Origin of the sequence: Stutzerimonas balearica DSM 6083 (genome assembly GCF_000818015.1) — a bacterium.
GTDB lineage: Bacteria > Pseudomonadota > Gammaproteobacteria > Pseudomonadales > Pseudomonadaceae > Stutzerimonas > Stutzerimonas balearica.
Genome location: NZ_CP007511.1, coordinates 4324378 through 4346229, shown reverse-complemented (window position 1 = coordinate 4346229; position 21852 = coordinate 4324378). Strand labels below are relative to the sequence as shown.

At 68.2% G+C, this 21852-nt stretch carries 24 protein-coding genes and 1 pseudogene; 13 read left to right on the top strand and 12 right to left on the bottom strand.

Translation table 11 applies throughout. The features are described 5' to 3' along the window. Positions 1-27: 27 nt before the first annotated feature. Positions 28-495, bottom strand: coding sequence for a response regulator (locus CL52_RS20120; protein ID WP_041110296.1), 468 nt, complete (start codon positions 493-495; stop codon positions 28-30). Between the two features lie 10 nt (positions 496-505). Next, a pseudogene (locus CL52_RS20115) lies at positions 506-2760 on the bottom strand (ATP-binding protein). 269 nt (positions 2761-3029) lie between these two features. Between CL52_RS20115 and CL52_RS20110 the strand changes: the two are divergent. After that, complete coding sequence (locus CL52_RS20110) at positions 3030-3437, top strand: SMI1/KNR4 family protein (protein WP_041110294.1); 408 nt, start codon at positions 3030-3032, stop codon at positions 3435-3437. Between the two features lie 6 nt (positions 3438-3443). Then, entirely contained in the window at positions 3444-3821 is a 378-nt protein-coding gene (locus CL52_RS20105; RefSeq protein ID WP_043222776.1) for a DUF3301 domain-containing protein, read from the top strand. Here the strand turns inward: CL52_RS20105 and CL52_RS20100 are convergent. Beyond that, positions 3818-4807 carry a CobW family GTP-binding protein gene (locus CL52_RS20100; protein WP_043222773.1) on the bottom strand — a complete coding sequence of 330 codons (990 nt, stop codon included), beginning with the start codon at positions 4805-4807 and terminating at the stop codon, positions 3818-3820. The two genes, CL52_RS20105 and CL52_RS20100, sit on opposite strands and share 4 nt — an antisense overlap. A 128-nt stretch (positions 4808-4935) precedes the next feature. On the opposite strand from CL52_RS20100, the gene CL52_RS20095 reads away from it, so the two are divergent. Then, positions 4936-5304: a hypothetical protein gene (locus tag CL52_RS20095; protein ID WP_043222771.1), complete on the top strand. Its 369-nt coding sequence runs from the start codon at positions 4936-4938 to the stop codon at positions 5302-5304. A gap of 26 nt (positions 5305-5330) precedes the next feature. On the opposite strand, the gene CL52_RS20090 is transcribed toward CL52_RS20095, so the two are convergent. From CL52_RS20090 to CL52_RS20075, 4 genes are all read right to left on the bottom strand, one after another. After that, the gene (locus CL52_RS20090; protein WP_052264607.1) at positions 5331-5849 is read right to left on the bottom strand and encodes a DUF3617 domain-containing protein; all 519 of its coding nucleotides are present in this window, start codon (positions 5847-5849) and stop codon (positions 5331-5333) included. Between the two features lie 230 nt (positions 5850-6079). Continuing rightward, positions 6080-6481, bottom strand: coding sequence for a DUF1850 domain-containing protein (locus CL52_RS20085; RefSeq protein ID WP_041110290.1), 402 nt, complete (start codon positions 6479-6481; stop codon positions 6080-6082). Next, the gene (locus CL52_RS20080; RefSeq protein WP_043222769.1) at positions 6478-8502 is read right to left on the bottom strand and encodes a TRAP transporter permease; all 2025 of its coding nucleotides are present in this window, start codon (positions 8500-8502) and stop codon (positions 6478-6480) included. Before CL52_RS20080 ends, CL52_RS20085 begins: the two co-directional genes overlap by 4 nt. Before the next feature lie 132 nt (positions 8503-8634). Further along, positions 8635-9588, bottom strand: coding sequence for a TAXI family TRAP transporter solute-binding subunit (locus CL52_RS20075; protein ID WP_041110288.1), 954 nt, complete (start codon positions 9586-9588; stop codon positions 8635-8637). 350 nt (positions 9589-9938) lie between these two features. Here CL52_RS20075 and CL52_RS20070 point away from each other — a divergent pair, with 350 nt between their 5' ends. Then, entirely contained in the window at positions 9939-10181 is a 243-nt protein-coding gene (locus CL52_RS20070; protein ID WP_043222766.1) for a hypothetical protein, read from the top strand. 17 nt (positions 10182-10198) lie between these two features. On the opposite strand, the gene phnN is transcribed toward CL52_RS20070, so the two are convergent. Both phnN and phnH read right to left on the bottom strand, forming a co-directional pair. Beyond that, a complete protein-coding gene (gene phnN / locus CL52_RS20065; protein ID WP_043222762.1) occupies positions 10199-10753 on the bottom strand; it encodes a phosphonate metabolism protein/1,5-bisphosphokinase (PRPP-forming) PhnN in 555 nt (184 codons plus the stop codon). Between the two features lie 75 nt (positions 10754-10828). Beyond that, positions 10829-11440 (bottom strand): phosphonate C-P lyase system protein PhnH, encoded by a 612-nt coding sequence (gene phnH, locus CL52_RS20060; protein ID WP_043222760.1) that lies wholly within the window; start codon positions 11438-11440, stop codon positions 10829-10831. Positions 11441-11681: 241 nt separating this feature from the next. Between phnH and CL52_RS20055 the strand changes: the two genes are divergently transcribed. Continuing rightward, entirely contained in the window at positions 11682-12446 is a 765-nt protein-coding gene (locus CL52_RS20055; protein ID WP_043222757.1) for an SDR family NAD(P)-dependent oxidoreductase, read from the top strand. 9 nt (positions 12447-12455) lie between these two features. On the opposite strand, the gene CL52_RS20050 is transcribed toward CL52_RS20055, so the two are convergent. The 3 genes from CL52_RS20050 to CL52_RS20040 all read right to left on the bottom strand — a co-directional run bounded on the left by CL52_RS20050 (position 12456) and on the right by CL52_RS20040 (position 15009). Continuing rightward, a complete protein-coding gene (locus CL52_RS20050) occupies positions 12456-12689 on the bottom strand; it encodes a thioredoxin family protein (RefSeq protein WP_043222756.1) in 234 nt (77 codons plus the stop codon). A gap of 10 nt (positions 12690-12699) precedes the next feature. Beyond that, entirely contained in the window at positions 12700-14097 is a 1398-nt protein-coding gene (locus CL52_RS20045; RefSeq protein WP_082042006.1) for a permease, read from the bottom strand. Positions 14098-14208: 111 nt separating this feature from the next. Next, positions 14209-15009, bottom strand: coding sequence for a phosphatase PAP2 family protein (locus tag CL52_RS20040; protein ID WP_082042005.1), 801 nt, complete (start codon positions 15007-15009; stop codon positions 14209-14211). Here CL52_RS20040 and CL52_RS21250 point away from each other — a divergent pair. The 8 genes from CL52_RS21250 (at position 15008) to CL52_RS20005 (ending at position 21850) form a co-directional block, all read left to right on the top strand. Next, positions 15008-15178, top strand: coding sequence for a hypothetical protein (locus tag CL52_RS21250; protein WP_158485403.1), 171 nt, complete (start codon positions 15008-15010; stop codon positions 15176-15178). The genes CL52_RS20040 and CL52_RS21250 overlap by 2 nt on opposite strands. Before the next feature lie 123 nt (positions 15179-15301). Next, positions 15302-15658: a metalloregulator ArsR/SmtB family transcription factor gene (locus CL52_RS20035; RefSeq protein ID WP_043223372.1), complete on the top strand. Its 357-nt coding sequence runs from the start codon at positions 15302-15304 to the stop codon at positions 15656-15658. 16 nt (positions 15659-15674) lie between these two features. After that, on the top strand, positions 15675-16385 hold the full coding sequence (arsH, locus tag CL52_RS20030) for an arsenical resistance protein ArsH (RefSeq protein WP_043222752.1): 711 nt from the start codon (positions 15675-15677) through the stop codon (positions 16383-16385). Between the two features lie 13 nt (positions 16386-16398). Further along, positions 16399-16725 (top strand): YnfA family protein, encoded by a 327-nt coding sequence (locus tag CL52_RS20025; protein WP_043222751.1) that lies wholly within the window; start codon positions 16399-16401, stop codon positions 16723-16725. Positions 16726-16741: 16 nt separating this feature from the next. After that, positions 16742-17746, top strand: a complete 1005-nt coding sequence (locus CL52_RS20020; RefSeq protein ID WP_043222749.1) for an ArsJ-associated glyceraldehyde-3-phosphate dehydrogenase — start codon at positions 16742-16744, stop codon at positions 17744-17746. Positions 17747-17969: 223 nt separating this feature from the next. Next, positions 17970-19190: an organoarsenical effux MFS transporter ArsJ gene (gene arsJ, locus CL52_RS20015; RefSeq protein ID WP_043222747.1), complete on the top strand. Its 1221-nt coding sequence runs from the start codon at positions 17970-17972 to the stop codon at positions 19188-19190. A 120-nt stretch (positions 19191-19310) separates the two neighbouring features. Further along, complete coding sequence (gene mdcA, locus CL52_RS20010) at positions 19311-20978, top strand: malonate decarboxylase subunit alpha (RefSeq protein WP_043222745.1); 1668 nt, start codon at positions 19311-19313, stop codon at positions 20976-20978. Then, positions 20978-21850, top strand: coding sequence for a triphosphoribosyl-dephospho-CoA synthase (locus tag CL52_RS20005; protein WP_043222743.1), 873 nt, complete (start codon positions 20978-20980; stop codon positions 21848-21850). Before mdcA ends, CL52_RS20005 begins: the two co-directional genes overlap by 1 nt. Positions 21851-21852: the final 2 nt, after the last annotated feature.

Sequence of the window (21852 nt, the reverse complement as noted above, 5' to 3'; positions counted from 1 at the left end):
GCAGAGCATGCACGCGGCGGAAAAGGGTTAACGAGGGTTCTGGTTGGCGCGCTTGTAACGCGGTGAGCCCGGTGGCGGCTCGTTGAGTACGGCCCAGAAGATCCCGAGGTCGGAGATGGCGGCGACGAAATCCTTGAATTCGACCGGCTTGACCACGTAAGCGTTCACCCCAAGTTCGTAGGCTCGGGCCAGGTCCGGTTCCTCGCGCGAGGAGGTCAGCATCACCACCGGAATGCTGCGCAGCGTCTCCGAGGTGCGCACGGTCTGCAGCACTTCGAGGCCATCGACTTTGGGTAGCTTCAGGTCGAGCAGCATCACCGCCGGATTGCCCTCCGGGCGGTCGGCATGGGCGCCGCTGCGCTGCAGGTAGTCCAGCGCCTCGGCACCGTCGCGCATGATGACGACGTCGTTGGCCAGCTGGCTGCGTTCCAGCGCGATCAGGGTCAGCTCCAGATCGTGTGGGTTGTCTTCGACCAGCAGAATGGGTTTGAGCATGGCGGTTTCGTCAGGCTGTAGAGGAATAGTTGAGCTTGGGTAGCGCGAAATAGAAGCTAGCACCGCGGTTCGGTTCGCCTTCGGCCCAGACGCGGCCGTCATGGCGCTCGATGATCCGGCGAACGCTCGCCAGGCCGATGCCGGTGCCTTCGAATTCTTCCATCCGGTGCAGGCGCTGGAAGACGCCAAACAGCTTGTTGGCGTACTGCATGTTGAACCCCACGCCGTTGTCGCGGACATAGACGATCACTTCGCCGGGGTGCTCCTCGGCGCCGATCTCGATCACCGCCTGCTCGCGCGTACGGGTGTATTTGATGGCGTTGCCGATCAGGTTGCTCAGGGCCATGTGGATGAACGCGGCGTCGGCGACGACCACCGGCATCGGGGACAGGCGCCAGTCTATCGCGCGACCCTGGCAGTCCGGCTCCATCTCCAGACGGATGGACTCCACCAGCGCCGCGAGATTGACGTCGGACAGGCGCAGCGCCGAGCGACCCATCTGCGAAAAGCTCAGCAGGTTGTCGACCAGGGTGCCGGCGAAGCGCGCCGACTCGGCGATGTTGTCGAGGAAGCGCACGCCGCGTTCGCTCAGCTTGCTGCCCTCCATTTCGCCGAGCAGCTCGGCGTAGCCGGCGATGTGCCGCAAAGGCGCGCGCAGGTCATGTGACACGCTGTAGGAGAAGGCCTCGAGTTCCTTGTTGCTCTTGCGCAATTCGCCGGCCAGCTGGGCCAGCTCCTCGGCCTTGCGCAGTACGATGCCGAGCACCGCGTTGCGCAGCTCCAGCGCACCCTCCAGCTCGACCGCTTCCCAGGGCTCGGCAAAGCCGCGCAGGGTCTCCTGCCAGCGGGCGAAGCTGTGGCGCGGCGACAGCGCGCCGGTACTCGGGTCGACCTGTTTTTCCGGCTGCCCGGCCCAGTTCACCGTCTGCACCTGCTCGGCACGGAACCACACCAGGTAGTGCGCATGCAGCCGGGAAATCGCGATCGCCAGCAGGCCGGCCGAGTGCTCGGCGATTTCCGGCAGCTCGGGCAGGTCGCGGCGGAGGTTGTCGCTGTGATAGATCAGCTGCTGCGAATCGGTCGACAGCCAGCGCGCCAGCGCCTGCAACTGCTCCTCCGTTGGGTGTTGCCAAAGGTCTGGTAGTCGTCACCGGCGATCACCGCCGCACCGCTGGCGCGGGCGAACTCCAGGACCACGTCCGGCAGGCTGCGGAAACCCTCGACCACGCTGTCGCGATCGGCCATCGCGGCCAGCAATTGCACGACCTGCCGGCGCAGCTCGAGCTTGCGTTGCGCCAGCACTGCCGTTTCCTTGGCTTCGATCTGCAGCGCCAGGATGCGCCCGAGCAGTTCGCAGGCGGTACGCGTCTGGTAGCTGACCTGGCGCGGGCTGGCATCGTGGCAGGAGATCAGGCCCCAAAGCTGGCCGTCGACCAGGATCGAGAGCGACATCGAGGCCAGCGTGCCCATGTTGCGCATGTACTGCAGATGCACCGGAGACACGCTGCGCAGCGCGGCGAAGCTCAGATCCAGCGGTGCGCCGGTTTCAGGATTGAGCGGCGGTACCATCCGTGCGGGGCGGTAGTTGGCGTCCTGGATCACGCGGATCAGGTTGGTGCAGTACAGCCGGCGCGCCTGGGCCGGGATGTCCGCCGCCGGGAAGCGCAGCCCCAGATAGCTCGCATAGCCCGGGTCGGCCTCCTCGGCCAGCACCAGGCCGTTGCCCTCGGCATCGAAGCGGTAGATCTTCACCCGCCCGAAGCCGGTGATGCGCTTGACCTCGCGTACCGCCAGCCGGCACAGCGCGTCGAGATCGCGCGCATTCTCCAGCTCGGTGACGAAGGTGCGCATCATCGGGTAGAGGTTGTCATAGGCGTCGTCCGCGCGGCTGGCGCAGACGAACTCGATGATCAGTTGGCCGGCGAAGCGATGGGCCATCAGGGCAAAGCGCTCCTGTTCGCCGTCAGGCAGGTCGAAGCACAGGTCGCGCAGATGGAAGGGATTGTTGTCGTCGTCGCTGAGCGCCTGCAGTCGCGGCGCCAGCTCCAGGCCAGGGAACAGGGTCTCCAGGCGCTGGCCGAGCAGCGCCTCGGCAGGCTTGCCCAGCCACTGCTGGACGTTCTCGCTGGCCTGGATGACCTCCAGCAGCGGCTCGCCGAGCACCAGCAGGAAGCCGTGCGACTGGATGCTTCCGGGGATGTGGATCGGCTCGTCGGCGCAGTGAGCGATGGCCTGTTCGAGGCTCTGGACGTGACGGGTGACCATGGTGTCTCCTTTCGGCCGGGCACGCACCCGAGCGGGTACCGGGCGATGGCGGCCTCGGGTGGGGCAACAGCATGGGACGGCACATGCACTGTCGCGAAATGGCGATAAAAGGCGACCACTGTAACGTGCCCGGACTGGCTGGCCAATCAAAGGCGGCGTATAAACGGGCGCCTGACGAAAGCAGCCCGGTCCGATGGCGCATCTGGCGCCAAGCCCCGTCGTTGGACGACGCTTTTGCCTGTTCATTCCCTGAGCCGAGCGAGACAACCGTGGAAGACGTCATTGAACAGCTACGAGAACTCAACGAGCCGGTGCCGGTGCCGCTGGAGCTGCCCGACGACGACCTGCTGGTGGAGATCGAAGAGCAGCTGCTGATCAACCTGCCGTTCGGCCTGCGCGAGTTCCTGCTGCAGGTCAGCGATGTGGTCTATGGCCGGCTCGAACCGGTCACCGCAACCGATCCGCAGTCGCACACCTTTCTGCCCGAAGTGGCGGCCAACGCCTGGGACGCCGGCGTACCGCGCGATCTGCTGCCGATCTGCCAGGATGGCCTGGATTACTACGTGGTCGACCTCGAAGGCGAGGTGACGCTGTTTAGCGGTGAGTCTGCCGAGCTCACCGAGCAGAGCTGGGAAAGCGTCTGGCACTGGGCGCGCGATGTCTGGCTGCAGAGCTGAACCGGCATGCTGAGCCTCGGCAACCTGAGCCTGTTCCTGCTGCTGGCGGCGTTCGCCGCCTGGTTCTGGCACGCGCACGGCATCCGCGAGCGGGCTTTGACGGCGGTGCGCCGGCATTGCGAGCGCGAGGACGTCGAGCTGCTCGACGGCAACGTGGCCTTTCGCCGCTTCGCCCTGGTGCGCGATGCCCGCGGCCAGCGCCGGCTGGCGCGCCTGTACGGGTTCGAATTCACCGTGACCGGCGAGCAGCGTCATCAGGGCTGGGTCACCATGTATGGCGGCAAGCTCGGGCGTATCGAGCTGCAGGCCCACCCGGTGCGTGAGCCGACAGCGGCCGAGCAGGGGCGCGTCATCCAGCTCGACGAATGGCGTCGGCGGCACTAGCCGGCTGCAGGCCCTTCCGCTGCCTGGCGACAGGCGGTCAGTTCGCGGCGTAGCGCTGCTTCGTCGACGGGCTCGGCAAAGATCAGCTCCAGCCGCGAATCCCTGCGCCACTCACTGGGGCGGAATTCGACCGCGGTGCCCTGCAGCGCATTGGCCGACAGCCAGCCCGCTTCGGCATGCACGATCAGCTTGGCGCGCTGCCAGCCCCAGCGGGCCAGCCATTGCCGCAGGCGCTCGAGATCGAAGCGCTGTGAAGGGTGCCAGCGCCAGCCGATGCTCCAGCCTTCTGCGGCGTGCCCGCTGTGGCAGATCGGTTCGCCCGGGTCGAGCCACAGATGGCCCGGCACCGGGCCCACCTGCGGCAGTTTCGAGGATGCCTGCGCGCTGACCGCCTGTGCGGTGCTACCGGGCAGGTATCGGAGCGGCAGCCGCCCGTGCTCGGTCCAGTACAGTGGGCGCGGCCCCAGCGTTCGCGCAAGCGCTTCGCGCGCCTGTGCTTCCAGCGTTTCGCTCTTGTTCAGCAAGACCAGCCCGGCCTCGTCCAGCGCCGCCTGCTGCGTGTCGGCCAGCGGCTGACCGGCCGCCAGCGCTGCTGCATCGAGCACCACCACCGGTGCTTGCACGCTCAGCAGGCTTTGCCAGGGTGGTTCACGCAACTGGCGCAGCAGTGCGCCCGGGTGCCCAAGCCCGGAAGGTTCGATGAACAGACGCTGCGGCCGGGCGCGGCGCAGCAGGCGCGTCAGGCCAACCTGGAAGGGCACGCCGTTGACGCAGCACAGGCAGCCGCCGGCGACTTCGTGCAGGGTCACACCGTCGCCGACACTATCTTCGAGCAGGGCGGCATCGAGGCCGATCTGGCCGAATTCATTGATCAGCACGGCCCAGCGCTCCGCTGCCGGCCGCTGGGCCAGCAGATCGCGCAGGAGGCTGGTCTTGCCAGCGCCCAGCGGGCCGCAGATGACGTGCGTCGGGATCTGTTCGAACATGCGGCTATGGTGCCCGGCAGAGCCCCGTCGGGGAAGGGATTCGTGCAGTGTGTGGCGCGCCGCCCCTGCCTGGCTCGACAGCGGGCGCGACAGGCCCTAGAGTCGCGCCGTTCGCCCTGGAGTCGATGATGCGTAGCCTGCCACTGCTGTTGCTGTTGTCCGTGACGTTGCCGAGCGGTTCGGTTCTCGCCGATGCCTGCATCATCAGCAGCCGCGCCAAGGGCGTGGAAGTGGAGCTGTGCCAGGAGAACCGCAGCATTCCCCGCGAATTGTTTCGTTCCGGTTATTGCCAGCCGCAGCTCGTCGATCAGCAGGTGGCGGTGCGCTTCGTTGCGAGTTGTCCGAACGGCGCCTTTGGCATCTGTCGTAACGCCCAGGCCGCCAACCTGGCCTATCGGCAGGACGTGCATTATTACGGCGTGGCCAGTGATGCGCGCTTTCTGCGGCCGGCCTGCGAGCAGCAGCCGGGCGCGCGCTGGGAGTCACCCCAGCGCTGATCGGCCAGCAGGTTCCACGTGAAACCTCAGCGAGCCGGCTTCAACCCGCCGCAATCGGCGCCCAGCCAGCGGCCGCGCGATTGCATGCGCGTGCGTTGCGGCATGCCTTCGCCGCTGTGCTCTGTTTCCACCTGGCTGACGAACTCGCGCTCGCTGATGAAGCGGGTCTCACCCTGACCGCGGGCGTCCGGGCATTCGAAGCGGAACTTCCAGACGCTGTCGCTGCGCTCGGTGATCTCCTGACGGCAGGCCGGGTCGTCGCTGAAGGGCAGTTCCTCGGCCTGCACCTGCGCTTCGCTGAGGCAGATGCGCATGCCCTGGCCGCCCAGCTGCATGCCATGTTCGGCAAGCATGCCTTCCATCATCTTCTTCTGCTCGGGCGGCATGCCCTTCAGTTGCTCGAGCATTTCCTGCATGCCCGGCATCTGCTGACCGTCGACCTGCACGTCACTGCTGGTGAATTCCCACAAGCCCGGCAGGATGGGCGCGGCCTCGGCGGTCGCGGTTAGGAACAACAGGCTGGCCAGGCAGAGTGAACGATGCATGAAGGCGGTCTCCGTGATTGGGCTGCACTGAGCCTAGCCGAGATTGGCGCCACGATTGCGCCGAGGGCGACCAGCGAGCCGTGAGCCGGGGCGCGTACGGCTGGCCGGCAGGCATGCGGCTGTGTGCCGGGCAGGCGTGGAAGGGCAGGCGAGGCGGTGGCCATCCACCCGTGGGCAGCCCAGGGGTGGAAGCACCGCCCGATCCGGCGGGCGTGGTGACCCGCGGCAGATCAGGACGCTCCGGGGGCGGCGAGCTCGCAGCTCCAGAGCTCCAGCGCAGGCTGGTCCGCTTGTGGCGGGCCCAGCCATTCGCTCATCGCGTGGCAACGCTGGTCGAAGCACAGTTGGTAGTCCCCCGCTTCGGGGGTTCGCCCCACACGCAGGGGTTGCAACGGCGGCATCCGGCGCTGGTAGTGCCAGGCCCCGTCGCGCAGTTCGGCGTCATCCGGGATTTCCATCCCGGCGCCAGAACCCTTGACCCGCGCTTCGCCGAGCAGCAGCCCGCTCGGCGTCACGCGGTAATCCTCTTCCCAGCGGATCTTCTCGATGGTGTGGTTCCACGCCAGGGTGAAGTCGGCGGTCGGCAGCTGCGCCCAGACCGCCCCCGCCAGGCCGAGACAGAGGCCGATCATGCGGCAACCGGCTCGGCACGGCGGGCGCGCCAGACGTGCTGAACGAGGAACAGCGCACCGAGGGCAAAGCCGATCTCGTCGCTGATCGGCATCGACATGATCATCGCCACACCGGCGGCAAACGCCAGGGCGCGCTCCCACCAGCTCAGCGAGCGTTCCAGGTGGCCGGTGAACACGGCGCCCCACAGACCGATGGCGAAGGCCGCCTTGAATAGGATGTAGAACGTCGCGGCCCAGCTGTCGCCCTGCATCATCAGCGCCGGCTCGTAGACCGCCATGAATGGCACGATGAAGCCGGCGATGGCGATGCGGATCGCCCACAGGCTGATCTTCAACCCGCGCTCCTTGGCGATCGGCGCGGCGGCGAAGCAGGCCAGGGCCACTGGCGGCGTGAGGTCGGCCATGATCCCGAAGTAGAAGACGAACATGTGCGAGACGATCAGCGGCACGCCCAGATCCAGCAGCGCGGGCGCGGCGATGGAGCTGGTGATGATGTAGTTCGGGATCGTCGGGATGCCCATGCCGAGGACCAGGCAGGTGAGCATGGTCAGGATCAGCGAGATGAACAGGTTGTCGCGGCCGATCGCCAGGATGTAGCCGGCAAAGGTCGAGGCCACGCCGGTCAGCGAGACGATGCCGATGATCACCCCGACCAGCGCACAGGCGATGCCCACCGGCACCGCATGGCGGGCGCCTTCGACCAGCGCATGCAGGCAGATGGTCAGGGTCTCGCGGCCACCCTTGATGAACCAGCACACCGCCACCAGCACTGCGATCACCGCGAAGATGACGCCGATGCCGAGCTGGAAGAAGCCGGCGCAGAGCAGGCCGAGGGCGATCCAGAAGGCGAAGCGCATGGCCTTGGACGACACCCGCAGGATGATCGCCGAGCCGAGGATGACGATGGCGGTCAGCGCCAGGCCGATGGTGCCGGCGAACATCGGCGTGCGGCCGGAGAACAGCAGCCAGACCAGCACACCCAGCGGGATCAGCAGGTACCAGCGTTCCTTCACCGCGGCCATGGCGTTGGGGCATTCATCCTTCGGCAGACCGTGCAGCTTGGCGCGCTTGGCTTCCAGGTGAACCATCCAGAACACCGAGCCGAAGTAGAGCAGCGCAGGCAGCAGGGCGGCCTTGGCGACTTCGACGAAGGGCACGTTGATCGTCTCGGCCATGATGAAGGCCACGGCGCCCATCACCGGCGGCATGATCTGGCTGCCCATCGAGGAGGTCGCTTCGACGCCGCCGGCGAAGGCCGGGCGATAGCCGAAGCGCTTCATCAGCGGAATGGTGAATTGCCCGGTGGTGACCACATTGGCCACGCCCGAGCCGGTGATGGTGCCCATCAGCGCCGAGGACACCACCGACACCTTCGCCGGGCCGCCGAGCTTGTGGCCGAACAGGCCCATGGCGAAGTCGGTGAACAGCTTGATCATGCCGGCCTGCTCGAGGAACGAGCCGAACAGGATGAACAGGAAGATGTAGGTGGCCGACACATAGGTCGGCGTGCCGTACAGGCCTTCGGTCCCGAACGACAGCTGGTTGACGATCTGGTCCAGGTAGTAGCCGCGGTGCGCCAGGTCGCCCGGCAGGTACTCCCCGAACAGGCCGTAGCCCAGGAACAGGGCGCAGATGATCGGCAGGGCGATGCCCATCACCCGTCGCGCGGCCTCGAATACCAGCACGATCAGCGTCAGGCCGACGGCCATGTCGAGTGGGGTCAGGTCGCCGGAGCGCTGGATCAGATCGGCTTCGAAATACCATTGGTAGATAAAGGTGCCGAAGCCGGCCAGGCCGAGCAGCCAGGCCAGGGGCTGGAATGGCCGGCCGTCGCCGCGGGCGGGGTAGCAGAGGAACACCAGCAGCAGCAGGAAGCCGACGTGCCCGGCACGCAGCACCTGGCTGGTCACCGGATGGAACGCCGCGGTGACGATCTGGTAGATGGAGAACAGCAGCGCGACGTAGAACAGCGCCCTGGGCCATTCGCTGGGGCTGGCGTGCAGCCCTTTGCTTTCGCTCATGGAATCGGATCTCTTGCTGGAAGGTGCCTGTAGAAGCAGGTTTGCCGACGAGACCACGCGGGCAAGCCTGCTTGTACAGCCGGGAGGGGCGCGCCGCCCGTGCGGCGGCCCCTGTGCTCGGCGCGGGTCGGCTTACTGGAGCGCGCCGACTTCCTTGTAGTAGCGCTCGGCGCCCGGGTGCAGCGGGATCGGCAGGTTCTTCGTGGCGTTTTCCAGCTTGATGTCCTTGGCCGCGGCGTGGGCGTTGCTCAGCGCCGGCAGGTTCTCGAACATCAGTTTGGTCATCTGGTAGACCACGTCGTCGGCGACCTTCTCGTGGGTGACCAGGATGTTGGTCACGGCCACGGTCGGCACGTCGGCGTCCTGACCGTCATAGGTGCCGGCCGGAATGGTGCCCGGCTGGTAGGCGGCGTTACCGATCTTCGTCACCACCGCTTCGGGGATGGCGACAAAGGTCACCGGCATGGTGCTGGCCAGGTCGCGAATGGCGGCCATGCCCAGGCCCGAGGACTGCAGGGTGGCGTCCAGCTGGCGGTTCTTGATCAGCTCGACCGATTCGGCATAGGGCAGGAATTCGACGCGGCCCATGTCCTCGTAGGTCAGGCCGGCGGCCTTGAAGATCGCGCGGGCGTTGAGCTCGGTACCGGACTTCGGCGCGCCGACCGAGATGCGCTTGCCCTTGAGGTCGTCCAGCGTCTTGATGCTCGAATCGGCACTGGCGACGATCTGGATGTAGTTGTTGTAGGTGCCGCCGAGCGCGCGCAGACGCTTGAGCGGTGCCTTGAAGCCGGCGTCCTCGACGCCGTTCCAGGCATCGGCCACCGAATCACCCAGGGCGAACGCCAGCTCGCCGCGACCGGCCTGCAGCAGGTTGAGGTTTTCCACCGAAGCCTTGGTGGCCTGCACCGAGGTCTTGGCACCCTCGATCTTGTCGAACTGCTGCGACAACGCCACACCGATCGGGTAGTACACCCCGCTGGTGCCCCCGGTGAGGATGTTGATGAAGGTTGGCGCGGCAACGGCGGCGGTGCTGGCGGTGAAGGCCGCGGCGGCTGCGAGCAGCCCCAGGCGCTTGGTCAGTCTCATGGATGCATCTCCGTTTCGTTTTTATTGATGGCGCCAGCGCAGAGCCGGCGCAGTAAGCCGTTGCGCAACGACAGGAAGGGGCGGCGGAAGGACAGGCCGGTTCGCTGGCAGCGCTTCTTGTCGTTGGAGGATCGCATCGAGCTGTTCTAGGCATAGCAGAAGCCATGCCAGCCTGCCCGGATGCTCTGGGATGGCGCTTTGGCGGCACGCGCGCGCAAGCGATCGGCAAGAATCCGCCGATTGCCGGGTGGGCGTCGGCAGAATCCCGCGCATCGGCCCGGCCGTCAGGGTGCTTGCGCCTGCTGCACGGCCCGCTAAAGTGGCGCCACTGTATTTGCTGGAGGTCTGCCATGCGCGTGCTGCCGCTGGTCTTGCTGCTGCTCTGCGCCGGCCTGGCGTGGGCCGCCCCTGCGCCCTATTACAAGTGGCAGAGCAAGGTCGACGGCACCGTCATCTGCCGGCAGAGCTCGCCCGGTGAAGGCTGGGAGCGCCTCGACGGCCGGCCGTACCGCGACCTCAACTGCACCCTGCCGGCCGGTCGCATCGAGCGGCCCGAGGGCGTACCGGGTTTCCGCCCGCAGCCGGGGCGCTGACCCGGCCCGCCGAACCCTCAGCGGCCGCCGAGCCTGTCGTCGATCAGCGCCAGCAGGCGCACGACGCTGTCGGCCAGCGCCGTCGAGTTGTCCAGCGTGATGCAGTCGTCGGCCGCCTGGGCGAATAGCGCGTTGCGCGCCAGGCGTGCCTCGATCTCGGCGGGAGTCTCCCGGCCGCGGGCCAGCAGGCGCTGGCGCAGGACCTCATCTTCCACCCCGAGCAGGATCGCCAGCAGGTCCGGGTAGCGGCGTCGGGCTTCGGGCAGGTGGCCGCGTGAGCCGTTGACCAGCACATGCTCGCCATTCGCCAGCCAGGCATCGATCCGGGCGGGAATCCCATAGGCCAGCCCGTTGGCCCGCCAGGCCAGGGCAAACGCCTGCTCGGCCTCCAGGCGCTCGAACTCGGCAAGGGTCACCGCATGCGCCGCTTCGCCAACCGCCTCGGCCGAGCGGGTGATGACGCGGCGGGCAATCCGCACCTGGCGTGCGGCCAGCGCTTCGCGGGCGGCTTCGAGCAGGCTGTCCTTGCCGGCGCCGGACGGGCCGATCAGATAAATCAGGCGGCCTTGCATCGAGGGGCTCCGGAATGGGGGCGGGCGGGCAGTATAGAGGCCGGCCCGGTCGCCGTGGAACGGGCCCGGTGGTGTTCAGGCCACCGCCTCGAGCGAGGGCCCGATGCGTGTCGTGCGGGGCAGGCCGAGCACCTCGCCGTCGGCGCAGAACAGCGCATCCAGCCCGCGCGGTGCAATGTCGTGCCTCGCACGTTGTGGCCAGAATGCGGCCGGCACCGGGAGGCCGACCAGCCGCTGCCCCTCGATGCCCGGCCCGCGCCAGGCCAGCGCCGGCCCGCGCTCGAGGCGCTCGAGCTGAACCAGCAGCGTGCAGGATTGTTCCGGGCAGCGCTCACTGCCGTGGTAGAAGCCGCTCAGGTCCTCGAGTGCGGCGCCATCGAGCAGGGCGAACAGCGCCTCGTCGCGCGCCTCGACCAGCGGGCAGTCGCAATGGAAGGCCAGGTTGGCGCGGATCGCCGCCGTATCGAAGGCCGGCGCCAGCCAGAGTGGCGTGTGCCGGTCCAGCAGGCTCAGGCACAGGGCGTAGGTTGCCGGCTGCAACGGGGCGGGTGCCGGCACCGGGGCCAGCGCATGGCGCGTGCCGGGGCGGGCGAGGGCGGTGAATGCGGCGCGAAAGCAGCGTTGTGCCTCCAGCACGGGATCGTCGAAGGCCGGCTGCAGCAGGCCGGAAGGTAGCGGGCGGTTCATCGGTCGTCATCTCAGCGGGGAGGCGGGTGCGCCGGCGTCGAAGGGCGCTGGCAGGGCCGCCATGCCAGACGCTAGCGCAGGCGTGTTGCAGGCCGGCGACCGCGAGGTGACGGCGCGATGACGTCCTGGGCGAACAGCGCACGCAAGGCTTTGCCTGTTCGGCGAACGCCCCTAAGCTGGAGCCCGTTTATCTCGTGGCCCTGCCCTACAGCAGCGGCCCGCCCGCCACAGAGGAAGACCCATGACCCAGAAGATCGTATTCATCACCGGCGCCACCTCCGGCTTCGGCCGTGCCACCGCCCGCCGTTTCGCCGAAGCCGGCTGGGCGCTGGTGCTGACCGGGCGGCGCAGCGAGCGTCTGGAAGAACTGCGCGAGGAACTCTCGGCCAAGGTGCCGGTGCACATCGCCACCCTCGATGTGCGCCACGCCGGCGCCGTGCGCGACGTGGTCGAGCAATTGCCGGAGGCGTTCCGCCAGGTGCGTTGCCTGGTCAACAACGCCGGGCTGGCGCTGGCGCCGCAGCCCGCGCAGCAGGTCGACCTGCAGGACTGGCACACCATGATCGACACCAACGTCACCGGTCTGGTCAACGTCACCCATGCCCTGCTGCCGACGCTGATCGGCACCGGCGCGGGCGCCAGCATCGTCAACATCGGCTCGGTGGCCGGCCACTGGCCCTACCCGGGCGGGCACGTCTACGGCGCGACCAAGGCCTTTGTCGAGCAGTTCGGCTACAACCTGCGCTGCGACCTGCTCGGCACGGGCGTGCGTGTCACCGACATCGCGCCGGGCATGGCCGAGACCGAGTTCACCCTGGTCCGCACCAAGGGCGACCAGGCGGCATCCGACCGGCTCTACCGCGGCACCACGCCGCTGACCGCCGAGGACATTGCCGAGCAGATCTTCTACGTCGCCACCTTGCCGGACCACATCAACATCAACCGCCTGGAAGTGATGCCCACCCGCCAGGCCTGGTCGCCGTTCAACATCGACCGCGACCAGTAAGCGGGCGTCTCAGCCGCCGAGCAGCGCCTCGAGTTCGCTGCTGCTCGGCACCTTGCCCTCGACGAGGATCTCCTCGTCCACCGCCAGCGCCGGGGTGCGCAGTACGCCGGCATCGATGATGGCGTTGACGTCGGTGACCTTCTCCACCGCGAACGCCAGGCCCAGGCGCCGCGCCGCGGCCTCGGTGTTGAGGGTCAGCTGCTGGCACTTGGCGCAGCCGGAGCCATAGATGGTCAGTTTCATCGCGTTCTCCTCAGAACAGTTGGCCGTAGAAATAGCCCGTGAGCGTGGCCATCGCCACCACCAGCAGGCAGTACACCAGGGTCTTCTGCGTGCCCAGCACGGTGCGGATCACCAGCATGTTGGGGATCGATAGCGCCGGGCCGGCCAGCAGCAGCGCCAGCGCCGGGCCCTTGCCCATGCCGGCGCCGAGCAGGCCCTCGACAATCGGCACCTCGGTCAGCGTGGAGAAATACATGAAGGCGCCGAGCACCGCGGCGATCAGCGTCGAGGCGAGGCTGTTATCGCCCACCGCCCAGGCCACCCAGTGCGAGGGGATCAGCCCCTCGTGCCCCGGGCGCCCGAGCAGCAGGCCGGCGATCAGCACGCCGCCGAGCAGCAGCGGCACGATCTGCCGGGTGAAGTCCCAGCTCTGCGCGACCCATTCCTGGCCGGCGGCGTTCTCGCGGCTGGCCTGCAGCATCAGCCCGCCGATGCCGATCAGCATCGCCAGCTCCGGCCACTGCGGGCGCAGCAGCGCGGCCAGCCCGACCAGCACGGCGAGCACCAGCAGCGGCCCGGGTGCCCACTGCCAGCGACGCACCAGCAGCAGGCCGAGCAGCGCGGCCAGCAGCGCGGTGATCGGCCATTTCCAGGCATGCACGGCCATCCAGGCGGCGCTGTCGGCCTGCGCCCAGTTGGCGAACACCAGGATGCCGATCATCAGGCCGAACAGCGCCACCACGTCGCCCAGCGGATGGCCCGCCTCGTCGCTGGCGAAGCCGCGCTTGCTGCTGGCGGCGCGGGCGCTTTCCTCGCGCCGGTAGAGCAGCTGCATGATCGCGCCGATCAGCACCGAGAAGAGGATCGCCCCCACCGCGCGGGCGATGCCCAGTTCGGCGCCAAGCACCTTGGCCGTCACCACGATGGCCATTACGTTGATCGCCGGCCCGGCGTAGAGAAAGGTGATCGCCGGCCCGAGCCCGGCGCCGCGGCGATAGATGCCGCCGAACAGCGGTAGCACGGTGCAGGAGCATACCGCCAGCAGGGTGCCGGACAGCGAGGCGACGCCAAAGGCCACCGGCTTCGGCGCGCTCGGCCCGAGGTGGCGCATCACCGCGCCCTGGCTGATGTATACCGCCAGCGCGCCGGCAATGACGAACGCCGGCAGCAGGCAGAGGATCACGTGCTCGCGCGCATACCACTGGGTCAGCCGCAGCCCCTCGAGCACGGCATTCTCGAAGCGTGGCTGGCCCAGCGGCAGGAAATAGATCAGTGCGAACAGCGCGCACATGCCGAGCAGCAGGCGCGCCTGCCCGCGTTGCTGATGCCAGAAACCGAGCAGATGTGCGAACAGCGAAGGCTTGCCGGGCTGGCCCTGGGCAGCCGGCAAGGCCGGTTCTGCGGGGCGATCTGCTGACGGTTCGGACATGGGCACCCCCGGCGCCGCTCTGTCTGGCGGCGCATGCTTGCTGATGATGGGTGTCAGCCTAACGCGCGGCGGCGGGCCGTCCATTGATCCAGGCAGGGTTCGAGCGCGTGGCTAGAAGGCGAACTGCGTCTGCACGGTGTAGCCGCCCTGTTCCGGCAGCACGGCCAGCGAGTAACGCGGCGCCGCGCCGGGCTCGAGCAGCAGGTTGAAGGCGAAGTTGGAGACGAAATTGCCGAGGGCGATGCCGGCCAGGACGTCGGTCGGGTAGTGCTGGTCGGCTTCGATGCGCGCCAGCCCGGTCAGCCCATCCAGCGCATGCAGGCCAACCTTGGCGGCGTCGCGCAGGGCCGGGTCCATGTCGATGTAGTCCAGGTTGCGCCGGGTCATGGCGGTCTGCGCCGCGCTCGTCGCGCCGTGGCGGGAGGGAAAGGCGTCATCGGGGACGCCGTCGGGACGATCACGCCCGGAGGCTTCCTTGATCTCGCCGCTCAAGGCATCCACCGCGCCCTTGCTGGCGACGAACACGGCAAGGTTTTCCGCTTTCCAGGCCAGCGCATCGGTGAACGTCTCGCCCTCGGGGGCGGCGGTCAGGGCGCTGGCGGCGTAGAGGAGGGTGCTGGCCGTGAGCAGGTCGTTGCTGGCGTCTTCGCCATCCGCGCCGAACAGATAACCGTGCTCTGCCGCCGAGCGTTGCCAGGCATGGTCCCAGCCGCCGGCGGCGATGATCGCGGCGCCGGCGAGGGGGACCCAGGTGCCGCCGTCGAGCGCGGCGCGGCTGGCCGAGTCGGTCCAGTGCTGCCAGGAGCCCAGGTCGCCGGCCAGGCAGAGATTGCTGGCGCCAAGCAGGCTCGCGGCCAATAGCAGGCCGGACCAGGGACGGGCGAAGCGGGGCAGGGAAACGTGGGGGCGCATGGTGGAGGCCGAGGCGGGAGCGGGCGGCCAGGTTAGCCGTCAACGGATCAAGGATTCGTCAAAGGCGGGTGAAGAAAGCGTCAAGGCGCCCGGCGGGCAGCGGTTCGGCGCGAACGGCCGTATTCCCCAACGCGTATGGAACCGCCGCCAGGTTCACCCCAAGCATTGAGTTGACAGGGTTTACACCATATATGGTTTTCCGTATGTTCTGCCGTGCCCGCGTGGTGAATCGACGGCGCGGGCGGTACCGACCGATTTCCGACCGCGGCCCTGGCCGCGAATGGCCATGACGATGACCGAACACCTGACCCCGCCGCTGCTCTGCAAGGCCCTGGCCGACGAGACCCGTGCGCGCATCGCCCTGTTGGTCGCCCGCGAGGGCGAGCTGTGCGTCTGCGAGCTGGTCGGCGCGCTCGGCGAGAGCCAGCCAAAGGTTTCGCGCCACCTGGCCCAGCTGCGCAGCGCCGGCCTGCTCGCCGACCGTCGCCAGGGCCAGTGGGTCTACTACCGGCTGCACCCGGACCTGCCGGACTGGGTGCACGAACTGCTCACGCTGATGCTCGATTCCAACCGCCACTGGCTCGACCCGCAGGCACGCCGGCTGGCGGGGATGAGCGAACGCCCCGGCCGCGCCTCGCTGTGCGGCTGAAACCACCGGAGCCGCCATGCACGATCTACCCAACTTCGATGCCGAGCTGCTGCAGCAGCCAGACCTGCAACGGCTCGGCGCCGCCGATGAGCCGGCGCACCCGCCGCGCATCCTGCTGCTCTACGGCTCCTGCCGCGAGCGCTCCTACAGCCGCCTGCTGACCGAAGAAGCCGCGCGCCTGCTGCAGGCCTACGGCTGCGAGACGCATATCTTCGACCCCTCCGGCCTGCCGCTGCCGGACGATGCGCCCGATACGCACCCCAAGGTGCAGGAGCTGCGCGAGTGGGTGCTCTGGTCCGAGGGCCAGGTGTGGTGCTCGCCGGAGCGCCACGGTGCGATGAGCGCGGTGTTCAAGGCGCAGATCGACTGGATCCCGCTGACGCTCGGTGCGCTGCGCCCGACTCAGGGCAAGACCCTGGCGCTGATGCAGGTCTGCGGTGGCTCGCAGTCGTTCAATGCGGTCAACCAGATGCGCGTGCTCGGCCGCTGGATGCGCATGTTCACCATTCCCAACCAGTCCTCGGTGGCCAAGGCCTACCTGGAGTTCGACGAGGCCGGGCGCATGCAGCCCTCGGCCTACTACGACCGGGTGGTCGACGTGATGGAGGAGCTGGTCAAGTTCACCCTGCTGCTGCGCGGGCGTGCCGACTACCTGGTCGAGCGCTATTCCGAACGCAAGGAGTCGGCCGAGGCGCTGTCGGCGCGGGTCAACCAGCGTTCGATCTGAACGGAGCGGCCTGATGCTGAAGACCTTTGCCCTGTTCGCCTTCACCGCGCTGGCGGAAATCGTCGGCTGTTACCTGCCGTACCTCTGGCTGCGCCAGGGCAAGAGCGCCTGGCTGCTGCTGCCGGCGGCAGTCTCGCTGGCGCTGTTCGCCTGGCTGCTGTCGCTGCACCCGACCGCGGCCGGGCGGGTGTATGCGGCCTACGGCGGCGTCTACATCGGCGCGGCGATCCTCTGGCTGTGGCTGGTCGACGGCATAAGGCCCACGGGCTGGGATCTGCTGGGTTCGGCCGTGGCCTTCGCCGGCATGGCCATCATCATCTTCGCGCCGCGTGGCGCCTGATTCGAGGAGCGCTTCAATGACCATCAAGGTAGGCATCAATGGCTTCGGCCGCATCGGGCGGCTGGCGCTGCGCGCGGCCTGGGGCTGGCCGGAGCTGCAGTTCGTGCAGATCAACGACCCGGCCGGCGACGCGGCGACCCACGCCCATCTGCTCAACTTCGATTCGGTGCACGGCCGCTGGCAGCACGAGGCGGGCAGCGACGGTGACGGCCTGCTGATCGACGGTCAGCGCATCCGGGTCACCGCGAACAAGGCGATTGCCGATACCGACTGGTCCGGCTGCGACCTGGTGATCGAGGCCAGCGGCAAGATGAAGAGCGTCGCCGTGCTCGAGGGTTACCTGGCGCAGGGCGTCAGGCGCGTGGTGGTCAGCGCGCCGGTCAAGGAGCCGGGCGCGCTGAACGTGGTCATGGGCGTCAACGACGGGCTGTTCGACCCCGCCCGGCACCGCATCGTCACCGCCGCGTCCTGCACCACCAACTGCCTGGCGCCGGTGGTCAAGGTGATCCACGAGAACCTCGGCATCCGCCACGGCTCGATCACCACCATCCACGACCTGACCAACACCCAGAGCATCCTCGACCAGCCGCACAAGGACCTGCGCCGCGCCCGCGCCTCGGGGATGAGCCTGATCCCCACCACCACCGGCTCGGCCACCGCCATCGCCGAGATCTTTCCCGAGCTGCGCGGGCGGTTGAACGGCCACGCCGTGCGCGTACCGCTGGCCAACGCCTCGCTCACCGACTGCGTGTTCGAAGTGGAACGCGCCACCACCGCCGAGGAGGTGAACCAGCTGCTCAAGTCCGCGGCCGAGGGCGAGCTCAAGGGCATCCTCGGCTACGAGGAGCGCCCGCTGGTGTCGATCGACTACCGCACCGATCCGCGCTCGTCGATCATCGACGCGCTGTCGACCCTGGTGGTCAACGGCACTCAGGTGAAGCTCTACGCCTGGTACGACAACGAATGGGGCTACGCCAACCGCACCGTCGAGCTGGCGCGCAAGGTCGGCCTGGCCGAGTGAGGCGCAGGGTGGGAAGCGGCCTCCGGCCTTTTTCACCCAAGACCTTGGCGGTGGGAAATCGCTGCGCGAGTTTCCCACCCTACGCTGGCTTTCGGGATCGGTGCGCAGCCGATCGCGGGCAAGTCCACTCCCACACGGCGCCTGCCCTCACGGACTCGTAGGGTGGAAAACGGCCCTAGGCCTTTTCCACCTGTCTCCACCCCAGGCCAGGCCGGACTTACTTATGCACGCTCTCACCCGCCTCTCTCCCGAAATCCGCCAGTACCTCGTGGTTACCGGCAACTACTGGGCCTTCACCCTCACCGACGGCGCGCTGCGCATGCTGGTGGTGCTGCATTTCCACGGCCTGGGCTACAGCCCGCTGGCGATCGCCGCGCTGTTCCTGTTCTACGAGATCTTCGGCGTGGTCACCAACCTGGTCGGTGGCTGGCTGGGCGCGCGGCTGGGGCTGAACCGCACGATGAACATCGGCCTCGGCCTGCAGGTGGTGGCGCTGCTGATGCTCACCGTGCCGGCGGCGCTGCTCACGGTGCCCTGGGTGATGGCGGCGCAGGCGTTGTCCGGCATCGCCAAGGACCTCAACAAGATGAGCGCCAAGAGCTCGATCAAGCTGCTGGTGCCGGACGGCCAGCAGGGCACGCTGTTCAAGTGGGTGGCGCTGTTGACCGGCTCGAAGAACGCGCTCAAGGGCGTCGGCTTCTTCCTCGGCGGCGCGCTGCTGGCCCTGCTCGGCTTCGCCGGGGCGGTGCTGGCGATGGCCGCGGTGCTGGCGCTGGTCTGGCTGGCCAGCCTGTTGCTGCTGAACCGGGACCTGGGCAAGGCCAGGCACAAGCCCAAGTTCAGCGAGCTGCTGTCCAAGAGCCGGGCGATCAACATTCTCTCGGCCGCCCGCCTGTTCCTGTTCGGCGCGCGCGACGTCTGGTTCGTGGTGGCGCTGCCGGTGTACCTGTCCGCGACCTTTGGCTGGGACTTCTGGCAGGTCGGCGGCTTTCTTGCCGCCTGGGTGATCGGCTACGGCATCGTGCAGTCATTCGCCCCCCATCTGACCGGCAAGCGTCGCGGCCGGGTACCGGACGGCCGTGCCGCCTTTGTCTGGGCCGCGCTGCTGGCGCTGCTGCCCGCGCTGATCGCCCTCGGCCTGGGCAGCGCACTGCCGGCGCAACCGCTGCTGATCGGCGGGCTGCTGCTGTTCGGCGTGCTGTTTGCGGTGAACTCCTCGCTGCACAGCTACCTGATCGTCAGCTACGCCCGCGAGGACGGGGTGTCACTCGACGTCGGCTTCTACTACATGTCCAACGCCCTTGGCCGGCTGCTCGGCACGCTGCTCTCGGGCTGGGTGTTCCAGGCCCATGGCCTGGCGGCCTGCCTGTGGGTGTCGACCGCCTTCGTCCTGCTGGCCGCGCTGATTTCCCTCGGCCTGCCGCGGCATCACGAACGGACCTGAAGCCTGCGCCGCGATTCATCGTTACGAAAAGCGTAACGAACGCTTTCCGAGCTTGATTGATGACCCCTCGGTCATCTTCCTACTGTGCGCTCCACAAAGCGGAAAACCTGTGGAGTCGCCATGACAACAACAATCTCCCCACCGCCGCAGTGGTCGCGTCGTCGCGCTGAAAAAGCCCGTCGTCTCGATCAGGTGCAGAGCCTCGCCGATGGCGTGGTACTGCCGGGCGAGCGGATCGTCGAGGCCCTCGAACTCTTGATCGCCCCTGGCGACCGGGTGGTGCTCGAGGGCAACAACCAGAAGCAGGCGGACTTCCTCTCCCGCTCCCTGGCCAAGGCCGACCCCGGCAAGCTGCACGACCTGCACATGATCATGCCGAGCGTCAGCCGCGCCGAGCACCTGGATCTGTTCGAGCGGCAGATCGCGCGCAAGCTCGACTTTTCCTTCGCCGGCCCGCAGAGCCTGCGCATCAGCCAGCTGCTCGAGGACGGCCTGCTGGAAGTCGGCGCCATCCACACCTACATCGAACTCTACTCGCGCCTCTTGGTGGACCTGATCCCCAACGTCGCGCTGGTGGCCGGCTTCCAGGCCGATCGCCACGGCAACATCTACACCGGCCCCAGCACCGAAGACACCCCGGCGCTGGTCGAGCCGACCGCCTTCAGCGACGGCATCGTCATCGTCCAGGTCAATGAAATCGTCGACGAGCTGCCGCGCGTGGACATCCCGGCGAGCTGGGTCGATTTCGTCGTGGTGGCGGACAAGCCGTTCTACATCGAGCCGCTGTTCACCCGCGACCCGCGCCACATCAAGCCGGTGCACGTGCTGATGGCGATGATGGCGATCCGCGGCATCTACGAAAAACACAACGTGCAGTCGCTCAACCACGGCATCGGTTTCAACACCGCCGCCATCGAGCTGATCCTGCCGACCTACGGCGAATCCCTCGGCCTGAAAGGCAAGATCTGCCGCAACTGGACGCTCAACCCGCACCCGACGCTGATCCCGGCGATCGAGACCGGCTGGGTCGAGAGCGTGCATTGCTTCGGCACCGAGCTGGGCATGGAGAACTACATCGCCCAGCGCCCGGACGTGTTCTTCACCGGCCGCGACGGCTCGATGCGCTCCAATCGCATGATGTGCCAGCTGGCCGGGCAGTACGCCGTGGACCTGTTCATCGGCGCCACCCTGCAGGTTGATGGTGATGGGCATTCCTCCACCGTCACCCGCGGCCGCCTGGCCGGTTTTGGCGGTGCGCCGAACATGGGCCACGACCCACGCGGTCGCCGCCATCCGACCCCGGCCTGGCTGGACATGGCCATGCCCGGCGGCGAGGCCCCGGTGACCATGCTCGAGCGCGGCAAGAAGCTCGTGGTGCAGATGGTCGAGACCTTCCAGGAAGGCGGCAAACCCACCTTCGTCGAGCAGCTCGACGCGGTGGAGGTGGCGAAGAAGAGCGGCATGCCGCTGGCGCCGATCATGATCTACGGCGACGACGTCACCCACCTGCTCACCGAGGAAGGCATCGCCTACCTGTACAAGGCCCGCTCGCTGGAAGAACGCCAGGCGATGATCGCCGCGGTGGCCGGCGTTACCAGCATCGGCGTGCGGCACAACCCGAAGGACACCGAGCGCATGCGCCGCGAAGGGTTGATCGCCCTGCCGGAAGACCTCGGCATCCGCCGTAACGACGCCACCCGCGAGCTGCTCGCCGCCAAGAGCATCGCCGAGCTGGTGGAGTGGTCCGGCGGCCTCTACAACCCGCCTGCCAAGTTCAGGAGCTGGTGATGAGCGCACTCATTGCACGACAGGCGCCGTCCGCGGCCGAGCACCTGGCCGATCTGGCGGTGCAGGCGCTGGTCGACGAGGCCGACCTGTCGCCCAAGCCGGGGCTGGTCGACCGGCGCGGCAGTGGCGCGCACAGCGATCTGCACCTGGGGCTGATGCACGCCTCGGCGCAGTCGCTGTGGCCGGCCTTCGCCGCCATGGCCGATGCCGCGCGGCGCGAAGGTCGGGTCAGCCAGGCGCTGCGTGAAACCCTCGGCCAGCTGGGCCGCGACGGCGAAGCGGAGATGCTGCGCGTCACCGCCGGGGTCAACACCCATCGCGGCGCGATCTGGGCGCTGGGGCTGCTCAGCGCGGCGGCCATGCTGGAAAGCGGCGCTTCGGCCGGCGGGATCGCCGCCAGCGCGGCCGCCCTGGCGCGGCTGGACGACCCTGCCGCGCCGCACAACCCGGACAGTCACGGCGCGCGGGTCTGCCGTCGCTACGGCGTGCTCGGCGCCCGCGAACAGGCGCAGCACGGCTTTCCCGCGGTCATCGAAGACGGCTTGCTGCAACTCCTGGCCAGTCGCCGCGCCGGCGCCGGCGAGCAGAACGCCAGGCTCGATGCACTGCTGGCGATCATGAGCAGCCTGACCGACACCTGCGTGCTGCATCGCGCCGGTCTGGAAGGGCTGACCCGCATGCAGGCCGGAGCCCGCGCCGTGCTCGAAGCCGGTGGTGCCGCCAGCCTCGCCGGTCGTCGCCAGCTGCGCCTGCTCGATCGCGACATGCTCGCCCTCAACGCCTCGCCGGGGGGCGCCGCCGACCTCCTGGCCGCCACCCTTTTCCTCGACCGTCTGGCACCGCATGCGCCGGCGCCGACTGGGAGCAACTGAAC